Origin of the sequence: Collinsella aerofaciens (assembly GCF_039752985.1) — a bacterium.
GTDB lineage: Bacteria > Actinomycetota > Coriobacteriia > Coriobacteriales > Coriobacteriaceae > Collinsella > Collinsella aerofaciens_BT.
This window is the reverse complement of the sequence record NZ_JBDMHA010000071.1, coordinates 1-9,273: the sequence shown is the minus strand read 5'-3', so window position 1 is coordinate 9,273 and position 9,273 is coordinate 1. Positions and strand designations below refer to the sequence as shown.

General features: G+C 62.6%; 11 protein-coding genes. All 11 read left to right on the top strand.

Going from position 1 to position 9,273, the window contains the following annotated elements:
• A partial coding sequence (locus ABHR76_RS08665; protein WP_346977384.1) for a 3-oxoacyl-[acyl-carrier-protein] synthase III C-terminal domain-containing protein occupies window positions 1-281 on the top strand: 281 nt, incomplete at its 5' end.
• A gap of 52 nt (window positions 282-333) precedes the next feature.
• Window positions 334-570, top strand: coding sequence for an acyl carrier protein (locus ABHR76_RS08660; RefSeq protein ID WP_055285196.1), 237 nt, complete (start codon window positions 334-336; stop codon window positions 568-570).
• Between the two features lie 2 nt (window positions 571-572).
• Window positions 573-1,517 (top strand): enoyl-[acyl-carrier-protein] reductase FabK, encoded by a 945-nt coding sequence (fabK, locus tag ABHR76_RS08655; protein WP_346977382.1) that lies wholly within the window; start codon window positions 573-575, stop codon window positions 1,515-1,517.
• On the top strand, window positions 1,505-2,431 hold the full coding sequence (locus ABHR76_RS08650) for an ACP S-malonyltransferase (protein WP_346977381.1): 927 nt from the start codon (window positions 1,505-1,507) through the stop codon (window positions 2,429-2,431). Before fabK ends, ABHR76_RS08650 begins: the two co-directional genes overlap by 13 nt.
• A gap of 30 nt (window positions 2,432-2,461) precedes the next feature.
• Complete coding sequence (gene fabG / locus ABHR76_RS08645; RefSeq protein WP_346977379.1) at window positions 2,462-3,235, top strand: 3-oxoacyl-[acyl-carrier-protein] reductase; 774 nt, start codon at window positions 2,462-2,464, stop codon at window positions 3,233-3,235.
• A 39-nt stretch (window positions 3,236-3,274) separates the two neighbouring features.
• On the top strand, window positions 3,275-4,522 hold the full coding sequence (fabF, locus tag ABHR76_RS08640; RefSeq protein WP_346977378.1) for a beta-ketoacyl-ACP synthase II: 1,248 nt from the start codon (window positions 3,275-3,277) through the stop codon (window positions 4,520-4,522).
• Between the two features lie 3 nt (window positions 4,523-4,525).
• On the top strand, window positions 4,526-4,999 hold the full coding sequence (gene accB / locus ABHR76_RS08635) for an acetyl-CoA carboxylase biotin carboxyl carrier protein (protein WP_346977376.1): 474 nt from the start codon (window positions 4,526-4,528) through the stop codon (window positions 4,997-4,999).
• A gap of 9 nt (window positions 5,000-5,008) precedes the next feature.
• Window positions 5,009-5,431, top strand: a complete 423-nt coding sequence (fabZ, locus tag ABHR76_RS08630; protein ID WP_346977375.1) for a 3-hydroxyacyl-ACP dehydratase FabZ — start codon at window positions 5,009-5,011, stop codon at window positions 5,429-5,431.
• Window positions 5,432-5,441: 10 nt separating this feature from the next.
• Complete coding sequence (locus ABHR76_RS08625) at window positions 5,442-6,785, top strand: acetyl-CoA carboxylase biotin carboxylase subunit (RefSeq protein ID WP_346977374.1); 1,344 nt, start codon at window positions 5,442-5,444, stop codon at window positions 6,783-6,785.
• The gene (accD, locus tag ABHR76_RS08620; protein WP_346977372.1) at window positions 6,778-8,496 is read left to right on the top strand and encodes an acetyl-CoA carboxylase, carboxyltransferase subunit beta; all 1,719 of its coding nucleotides are present in this window, start codon (window positions 6,778-6,780) and stop codon (window positions 8,494-8,496) included. The genes ABHR76_RS08625 and accD overlap by 8 nt, the downstream gene beginning before the upstream one ends.
• 40 nt (window positions 8,497-8,536) lie before the next feature.
• The coding region (locus ABHR76_RS08615; protein WP_346977370.1) for a PTS sugar transporter subunit IIC at window positions 8,537-9,273 on the top strand (737 nt) is incomplete at its 3' end.

Here is a 9,273-nt window from a genome sequence, read left to right as displayed (position 1 = left end):
AGCTCGCCTGCGACGCGGGCATCGCGGTCGAGGACATCGACCACTTTGTATTCCATCAGGCTAACGAACGAATCTTGAGCCAGGCGGTCAAGCGCCTGGGTGTGCCGGACGACCGTGTGGTCCGAACGTTGCGTGAAACCGGCAACATCTCGAGCGCTTGCATTCCGCTTGCTCTCGACCGACTGGCAAATACCGGCGCGCTGCACGCGGACGACACCATCGCCCTGGTCGGATTTGGCGCCGGCTTGGATGTAGGTGGCTATCTACTTCGCTGGAAGTAGTTGCACATAGGAAATGAAAACGCCCCTGGGGCACAAACAAAGGAGAACTACCATGGCAGATCAGAAGACCTTCGAGCGCGTTTGCGACGTTATCCGCGAGACCGCCGGCCTTGACGATGTCGAGATGAAGCCCGAGTCCACGCTCGAGGAGATTGGCCTCGACAGCCTGGGTACCGTCGAGATCCTCGTTGCCGTCGAGGACGAGTTTGGCATTGAGCTCGATACCGAGGAGAACCCCAAGACGGTCGGCGAGTTCGTCGATACGGTCGAGGCGGCATTGGAGAAGTAGTGATGCTCAAGTCTCCTCTCTGCGATTTGCTCGGAATCGAAAAGCCCGTGTTCCAGGGTGGCATGGCCTGGATTGCCGACGCCTCGTTGGCATCTGCCGTGTCCGAGGCAGGCGGCTTAGGCATTATCGCGGCCATGAATGCCGACGCAAACTGGCTGCGCGATCAGATTCACGAGCTGCGCGTCAAGACGGATAAGCCCTTTGGCGTCAACGTTATGCTCATGAGCCCGTTTGTCGACGAGGTCGCACAAGTGGTGATTGATGAGCAGGTGCCCGTTGTGGTGACCGGTGCCGGCAATCCCACCAAGTACATGAAGGCCTGGGGCGATGCAGGCATCAAGGTTATTCCCGTCGTGGCTTCGGTGGCGCTGGCGCGTCTCGTGGCGCGTCGCGGAGCCACTGCCGTGGTTGCCGAGGGCACCGAATCGGGCGGGCATATTGGCGAGACGTCGACGATGGCGCTCGTTCCGCAGGTTGTCGATGCGGTCGATATTCCCGTGGTTGCGGCTGGCGGCATCGCCGATGGCCGCGGTGTAGCGGCCGCCTTTATGCTCGGCGCCGCCGGCGTCCAGGTGGGCACGCGTTTTCTCGTCGCCGATGAGTGCACCGTATCCGAACAGTACAAAGAGCTGGTGCTCAAGGCGGGCGACACGTCGACGCGTGCGACCGGTCGCTCGACGGGACATCCGGTTCGCGCCCTCAAGAGCCCCTTCACCAACGCGTATGCCAAGAACGAGGCGGCGGGCGCAAGCCCCGAGGAGCTCGGGGCCATGGGCACGGGCGCGCTTCGTAAAGCCGCAAAGGACGGTAATTACGAAGAGGGTTCGTATTTGTGCGGACAGATTGCTGGCATGGTCAACGAGCGCCAGAGCGCACGCGAAATCGTCGACGATCTGGTCGATGGCGCCGAGCGTGTCCTGAAGGGTGCGACCGCATGGGTAGCGTAGCGCTTCTGTTTGCCGGTCAGGGTGCCCAGCATCCCGCGATGGGCGTCGACCTCATCGAAGCATCGCCGGCGGCTGCCGAGGTGTTCGCCATTGCCGATGAGGTACGCCCGGGGACCAGCGAGCAGTGCCGGAGCGCCTCCAAGGAGGAGCTCTCACAGACCGAGAACACGCAGCCTTGCGTGTTCGTGCACGACTTGGCTGTCGCTGTCGCCCTGCGCGATCGCGGCGTGGTGCCTGCCGCCTGTGCGGGATTCTCGCTGGGCGAGGTCGCTGCACTCACCTTTGCGGGGGCATTCGATACGCGAGCGGGTTTTGAGCTCGTGTGTGAGCGCGCGGCTTTGATGGCCACGGAGGCCGAGCGTCACCCCGGCGGCATGCGCGCCGTCATCAAGCTCGATGCGGCGCAGGTCGAGGGCTTGGCAAAACAGGCAGGCGAGGACTGCTGGCCGGTCAACTACAACAGCCCCCAGCAGACGGTTGTGGCCGGAGCGCCCGATGCGTTGCAGACCCTCGACGTCATGGTAAAAGAGGCTGGCGGTCGCGCCATGAAGGTCGCGGTGTCGGGTGCATTCCATAGCCCCTATATGGCCGAGGCGACTTGTGGCCTTGCTGCATATATCGAGGCCGGTCACGCGCCGTCCCCGTTGCTCATTCCGGTCATGGCAAATATGACGGCGGCGCCCTATCCGGCCGATCCGCAGGCGGCATCGGAGGTGCTTGCCAACCAGGTGAGCCATGCCGTGCGCTGGGTCGACACGCTGCATGCTCTGCAGGATCAAGGCATCGACACGTTTATTGAGGTCGGTCCCGGCAAAACGCTGTCCGGCTTGGTCAAGCGTACGCTGAGCGACGTTCGTGTGTATTCGTGCGAAACGGCCGAGCAGGTCGCAGCTATTGCCGACGAGCTCGCATAGTCCACAGGGCTGTAACCCGAAAGGAATGACATGGGTAACTTGAACAACGCCGCGCTCGAGCGCAACGACTCACGTCGCGTGGCACTGGTCACGGGCGGCTCGCGGGGTATCGGCCGCGCCTGCGCTGTCGGTCTGGCGGAGGACGGCTTTGATATCGCCGTCGTCTATGCCGGCAGCGTCGATGCGGCGCGCGAGACGTGCGAGGCCTGCGAGGCGGCTGGCGCCACGGCGCGCGCATATCAATGTGACGTGGCCGACCCCGCCGCCGTCAACACATGCGTGGAGACGGTCCTCAACGACTTTGGCTCCATTTGGGCGCTCGTCAACAACGCCGGCATCACCCGCGATGGCCTGCTCATGCGTATGAGCGACGATGCCTTCGACCGCGTGCTCGATGTCAATCTCAAGGGCACGTTCAATACGACGCGCGCGCTCACCAAGACCTTTATGCGCCAGCGCGGCGGTTGCGTCATCAACATGAGCTCGGTTGTGGGCCTGATGGGCAATGCCGGGCAGGCCAACTACGCTGCCTCCAAGGCGGGCGTGATAGGGCTTACCAAGGCGGTGGCGCGCGAGCTTGCGCCCCGCGGCGTACGAGTGAACGCGGTCGCACCCGGGTTTGTCGAGACGGATATGACGGCAAAGCTCTCGGAGAAGGTGCGCGCGGCGTGCGAGGAGCAGATTCCCCTGAGGCGCATGGCGCGCCCCGAGGAAGTGGCCGGCGTGGTGCGCTTTTTAGCGAGCGATGCGGCTGCCTACATTACGGGTGAGGTCGTACGCGTTGACGGCGGAATGGCGATGTAGAAACCAGGGCCGAACAACGGCTTGGATGAGGAGACCATGATGGAACAGAGAGTTGCAATCACCGGCATCGGCGCCGTATCGCCGCTCGGCAACACGGCGCTTGCCACCTGGGCGGCCATGTGCGCCGGCACGTGCGGCATCGGCCCGATCACGCACTTCGATACCGATGCGTTTGCCGTTAAGGTGGCGGCCGAGGTCAAGGGTTTTGACGGCAACGAGTACTTTGGCAAGCGTGACGCCAAGCACCTGGACCCCTGTGTTCAGTTTGCGATGGCGGCGTCGGACGAGGCCATGCACGATGCGGGCCTCGATGTTGAGGGCGCCATCGATCGCGAGCGCCTGGGCGTCTACGTGGGTTCAGGCGTGGGCGGCATGCAGACACTCGTCGACAACGTTCACACGATTGCCGATCGAGGGCCTCGCCGTGCATCGCCCTATATGATCGCGATGATGATCCCCAATATGGCTTCGGGCAATATCGCAATCCGCCATAAGGCAAAGGGCCCGACCTTGCCCGTGGTGACCGCCTGCGCGACCTCGGCCCATGCCGTGGGCGAGGCGTTCCGCGCCATCAAGCATGGCTATGCCGATGCGATTCTCGCCGGCGGTGCCGAGGCCGCAATCATCCCCGATGCCGTTGCGGGCTTTACATCCTGCCGTGCTCTCACCACTAATCCTGACCCGTCGACGGCTTGCCGCCCGTTCGATGCAGACCGCGACGGCTTTGTGATGGGCGAGGGCGCCTGCGTGCTGGTTCTCGAGAGCATGGAGCATGCGCAGGCGCGCGGTGCGCACATTTATGCCGAGGTCGTGGGCTACGGCAACACCGATGATGCCTATCACATCACGAGTCCTGATCCCGAGGCTGCCGGCATTGCCCGCGCGATATCGCTGGCGGTAACCGAGGGCGACGTCAAGCCTTCCGAGGGTCTCTACATCAATGCCCACGGCACATCGACCAAGCTCAACGATTCGTCCGAGACGGCGGGCATTAAGCGTGCGCTCGGCGAGGACGCGGCGCGCGCCGCGCACGTCTCGTCGACTAAGTCGATGACCGGCCACATGATCGGTGCTACGGGCGCCATCGAGGTCATGGCCTGCGCCATGGCGCTCGAGCAGGGCGTGGTGCCGCCGACCATTAACTACCACACGCCCGATCCCGCCTGCGATCTTGACTACACGCCCAATCGCGCGGTTCGCGCCGACCTTACCTGGGCGCTTTCGACCAACCTGGGCTTTGGCGGACACAACGCCGCCATCGCGCTGCGTAGATATACGAGGAGCTAGAGCATGGATTCCAAAAGACTTGCCGAGATAGCCGATGTTATGGAGAACCGCGGCCTCACGCGCGTACGCGTTGAGGAGCCCGATGGCACCGCGGTCGAACTCGAGCGCGCGAGCGCCGCACAGCCGGTTGCCGTGCCCATGCCCATGCCGAGCGCTATGGCCGCTCCAGTTGCAGCTCCCACAGTCGCGCCTGCCGCACCGGAGCCCGCCGCGCAGACACCTGTTGCCGCACCGGAGCCCAAGGGCACCGAGGTGACCGCTCCCATGGTCGGCGTTTTCTATGCTGCCCCAGCGCCGGGCGACGAGCCGTTTGTGCGCGTGGGCTCCAAGGTCAAGGCCGGCGAGACCCTCTGCATCATCGAGGCTATGAAGGTTCTCAACGAGGTGACAGCCGAGGCAGACGGCGAGGTGCTCGAGATCTGCGTGGCCGACGGCGACCTCGTGGAGTTTGGCAGCTGCCTCATGAGAATCGGATAGGTGATATCCATGAACAAAGAAGAGCTTAAGGAACTGTTGCCGCATCGCGAGCCGATGCTTTTGCTTGACGAAGCCGAGCTGGTGGGCGACGAGGCCCACGGCAAGATCACGATTACGGGCGACGAGTACTTTTTGCAGGGGCATTTTCCGGGAAACCCGGTGGTCCCCGGCGTGATTCAGTGCGAGATGCTCGCCCAGAACTGCTGCGTGCTGCTGATGGGCGATGAGGAGGCGCGCGGCGCGACGCCGTTCTACACGAGTCTGGACAAGGTGCGCTTTAAGCGTCCGGTGCGCCCGGGCGACACGGTGGATCTGGTGTGCTCCATCACGCGTGCGCGCGGGCCGTTCCGCTTTGCAACAGGTACTGCGAGCGTTAACGGTGAGGTTTGCTGCCGCGCCGATATGTCTTTTGCACTCATGCACGAAAAGTAGGGAAGTTTTCATGTTCGACAAAGTGCTCATCGCCAACCGCGGCGAAGTCGCGGTCCGTGTTATCCGCGCGTGCCGCGATATGGGCATCAAGACCGTCGCCGTTTATTCCACGGCCGATGCGGACGCGTTGCACGTGCAGCTTGCCGACGAGGCGTATTGCATCGGCGGCCCGCGTCTTGCCGAGAGCTACCTCAACGACGATGCCGTGCTCACCTGTGCCGTAAAGTCAGGAGCTAAGGCAATTCATCCCGGCTATGGCTTTTTCTCCGAGAAGGCGAGCTTCGTGCGAGACTGCGACAAGTATGGCCTGGCGTTTGTCGGTCCTTCGGCCGAGGTGATCGACAGCATGGGCGACAAGGACGCCGCACGTCGAACGGCTGCCGCGGCGGGCGTGCCCATCGTGCCGGGCTGCGATTTGCTCAAAAGTCCCGAGGAGGCAACGGCCGAGGCTGAGCGCATTGGCTGCCCCGTGCTCATCAAGGCGCGTGCAGGTGGCGGCGGTCGCGGTATTCGCAAGGTCGACCGCGTGGAAGACGCGGCAAAGGCCTTTATTGAAGCACGTGCCGAAGGCGAGGCCGTTTTTGGCGACGGCGAGTGCTACATGGAGAAGTTCGTCGCGCCGGCGCACCACGTCGAGGTGCAGATTATGGCCGATAAGCAGGGCCATGTGTTTTCGCTTGGCGAGCGTGAGTGCTCGGTGCAGCGCCGCAACCAAAAGCTGATCGAGGAGAGCCCCGCGCCGTGCCTCGACGGACACGACGACATTCGTGCTCGCATGCACAAGGCGGCGCGTGACCTGGCTCGTGCCGTCGGCTACGAAGGAGCCGGTACCATCGAGTTCCTGTATTCGGACGACGGCAATTTCTACTTTATGGAAATGAACACGCGCTTGCAGGTAGAGCATCCGGTTACGGAGTTTGTGACCGATACCGACTTGGTCAAGTGGCAGCTGCGCGTGGCGGCCGGCCAGCCTTTGCCCTTTGAGCAGGAGGACATGCCGGTCCGCAACCACGCCATGGAGTGCCGCATCAATGCCGAAACGCCGGACTTTCTGCCGTCATGCGGAACGGTCACCGCGTTGCGTGTGCCGGGTGGTCCGCGCGTGCGCTGGGATTCCGCCATGTTTACCGGCGCGAACGTTCCGCCGTACTACGACTCCATGCTTGGCAAGCTCATCGTGTGTGCGCCCACGCGTGACGGCGCCATTCGCAAGATGCGCTCGGCCCTGGGCGAGCTCGTGATTGAGGGCGTGAGCGAAAACAGCGAGCTTCAGCTCGACGTGCTGGCAAACGACGAGTTCTTGTCGGGCATGTATCACACCGATCTGATGGGGCATCTCTATGCTGATGAATAGAAAAGCGAAGACGGTCAACGTCCTCGAGGGGCCGATGACCGAGTCGTGCGCCGAGTTTCCCGCGCGCCACGTGTTTATCAAGTGCCCGGAGTGCCGCCGTGTGATCGATGAGGCACGCCTACACGACAACCTCGAGGTCTGCCCCCGTTGCGGCAAGCATTTTCGCGTGAGCGGTCGTGCGCGCCTGGGTATGACAGTCGACGAGGGCACGTTTGAGGAATGGGATGCCAATCTGGCGTCGGAGGACTTCCTCTCGTTTCCCGGCTATGCCGATAAGCTCAAGAGCGTGAGCGAGCGTTCGGGCGAGCGCGATGCCGTTGTGTGCGGCAGGGGCAAAATCTGCGGTTGCGATACGGCGCTCTTCTTTATGGACGCCAACTTTATGATGGGCTCGATGGGCTCAGTGGTGGGCGAGAAGATCTGTCGCGCATTTGAGCGTGCGACCGAGCTGGGATTGCCAGTTGTCGGCTTTACCGTTTCGGGCGGTGCGCGCATGCAAGAGGGCGTGACCTCGCTTATGCAGATGGCCAAGATTTCTGCGGCGGTTAGGCGCCACAGCGAGGCGGGCGGCCTGTATATCACGGTGCTCACCGACCCTACGACCGGAGGCGTAACCGCGAGCTTTGCCATGGAGGGCGACATTATCCTGGCCGAGCCCGATGCCCTGACGGCATTTGCCGGCCCGCGCGTGATCGAGCAGAACATGCACAAGCGCCTACCCAAGGGATTTCAGCGCTCCGAGTTTTTGCTGGAGCACGGCTTTTGCGATGCCGTTGTTCCGCGTGGCGAGATTGCGCTCACGGTAGGCGAGCTGCTGGCGCTGCACGAAGGGCATGCGCCCGGCCTGGGGGCACCGCATGAGATCGTGCATACGGGTCGCCGCGGCAAAAAGCTGGGACACCTGTTTAAGCGCTCGGCGGCGCCAAAAACCGCGCTCGAGATTGTCAAGCAGACCCGCTCGGCAGATCGCGCCACGGCGGGCGAGATGATCTCGCTGGGCCTGGATGGATTTGTGGAGCTGCATGGCGACCGTTACTTTGGCGACGACGCCGCCGTGGTGGCTGGCATTGGCTGGAAAGACGGGCGACCCGTGACGGTTATCGCCGTCGAGCGCGGTACCACGACCAAAGAGCGCATGCGTCGCAACTTTGGTATGGCACATCCCGAGGGCTACCGCAAAGCGCGTCGCCTTATGCGCCAGGCCGAAAAGTTTGGTCGACCGGTTCTGTGTCTGGTCGATACTTCGGGCGCGTTTTGCGGCATCGGTGCCGAGGAGCGCGGCCAGGGCGAGGCGATTGCCCAGAATCTCATGGAGATGAGCGGCCTCAAGACGCCGATTGTCTCGGTGGTGACAGGCGAGGGCGGCTCTGGTGGCGCGCTGGCGCTGTCCGTGGCCGACCGCATCCTGATGCTCTCGAGCTCGGCCTATTCGGTCGTGAGCCCCGAGGCCTGTGCGTCGATCCTGTGGAAGGATACCGAGCGCGCGAATGAGGCCGCCGAGGCGCTGAAGCTCACGGCCCCCGATCTGTTGGCGCTCGGCATCATCGACGGCATTGTTGACGATAGGGGCCTGTCGCATGAGGAGATTGCCGGTGCCGTCATGTCCTCGGCATTTGATGCGTTCGATACGCTTGGGCAGCTCGACGACGCGACCCTCACAAACCTCCGCTACGAAAAGTACCGCGCAATCGGTCGATACCGCACGATGTGACAAAGGGACAGCCCGCATGTCATATTGGGAAAGGCGTTCCATGCTACAAGTTTCTAACACCTCGTTTACAACGTCGGTTTCATCAAACGCCATGGCCGTGGTGGACTATCTGTCCAAAAGCATGATGTCGGCGCTGCCGTTTATTGTCTGCGCGGCGTTGTTCCGCACCGTCGCTGTCATTATGGGCGAAGGCATGCTGGGCCTGTGGTCTGCCGATTCTGATATCTATCGTCTGTTCTACAGTTGGCTCTATAACGCCGGCTACTACTTTTTGCCCATCTATCTTGGCTGGGCCGCCGCTCGCCAGCTCGGTTGCTCGGAGCAGCTGGGCATGATGCTGGGCGGCGTATTGATTGCGCCCGATCTGCTTAAGCTCGTCGATGCCGCATCGACGACGGGGGCATCGATGACTTCCGTGTATGGTCAGCTTCCCGCGCCGGTCAACGATTACACGACGACCGTTATTCCGGTTCTCATCTCGGTGCCCGTGCTATGGCGAGTGGAGTGTTTCTTTAAACGCGTTATCCCTAAGGCCGTGGCGTTTTCGTTTGTTCCGTTTGCGACCATGCTTGTCATGGTTCCGGTTTCGCTGTGTATCACGGCGCCGGCGGGCAGCTATCTGGGCATGCTGTTGGGCCAGCTTATGTTTATGCTTGGCAATTCCGGTGGCATCGTGTCGCTGCTCACGCTCATGGGGCTTGCCGCGGGCTGGGAGTTCCTAAAGATCGCCGGCGTCAGCAACGTTGTCCTATCGCTCGCCTATGCGCAGTTTATGAG

What these genes read in the sequence shown, in the direction of transcription:
- ABHR76_RS08660 (WP_055285196.1), top strand. Translation starts at nt 334, where the DNA reads ATGGCAGATCAGAAGACCTTCGAGCGCGTTTGCGACGTTATCCGCGAG.
- fabK (WP_346977382.1), top strand. Translation starts at nt 573, where the DNA reads ATGCTCAAGTCTCCTCTCTGCGATTTGCTCGGAATCGAAAAGCCCGTG.
- ABHR76_RS08650 (WP_346977381.1), top strand. Translation starts at nt 1,505, where the DNA reads ATGGGTAGCGTAGCGCTTCTGTTTGCCGGTCAGGGTGCCCAGCATCCC.
- fabG (WP_346977379.1), top strand. Translation starts at nt 2,462, where the DNA reads ATGGGTAACTTGAACAACGCCGCGCTCGAGCGCAACGACTCACGTCGC.
- fabF (WP_346977378.1), top strand. Translation starts at nt 3,275, where the DNA reads ATGGAACAGAGAGTTGCAATCACCGGCATCGGCGCCGTATCGCCGCTC.
- accB (WP_346977376.1), top strand. Translation starts at nt 4,526, where the DNA reads ATGGATTCCAAAAGACTTGCCGAGATAGCCGATGTTATGGAGAACCGC.
- fabZ (WP_346977375.1), top strand. Translation starts at nt 5,009, where the DNA reads ATGAACAAAGAAGAGCTTAAGGAACTGTTGCCGCATCGCGAGCCGATG.
- ABHR76_RS08625 (WP_346977374.1), top strand. Translation starts at nt 5,442, where the DNA reads ATGTTCGACAAAGTGCTCATCGCCAACCGCGGCGAAGTCGCGGTCCGT.
- accD (WP_346977372.1), top strand. Translation starts at nt 6,778, where the DNA reads ATGAATAGAAAAGCGAAGACGGTCAACGTCCTCGAGGGGCCGATGACC.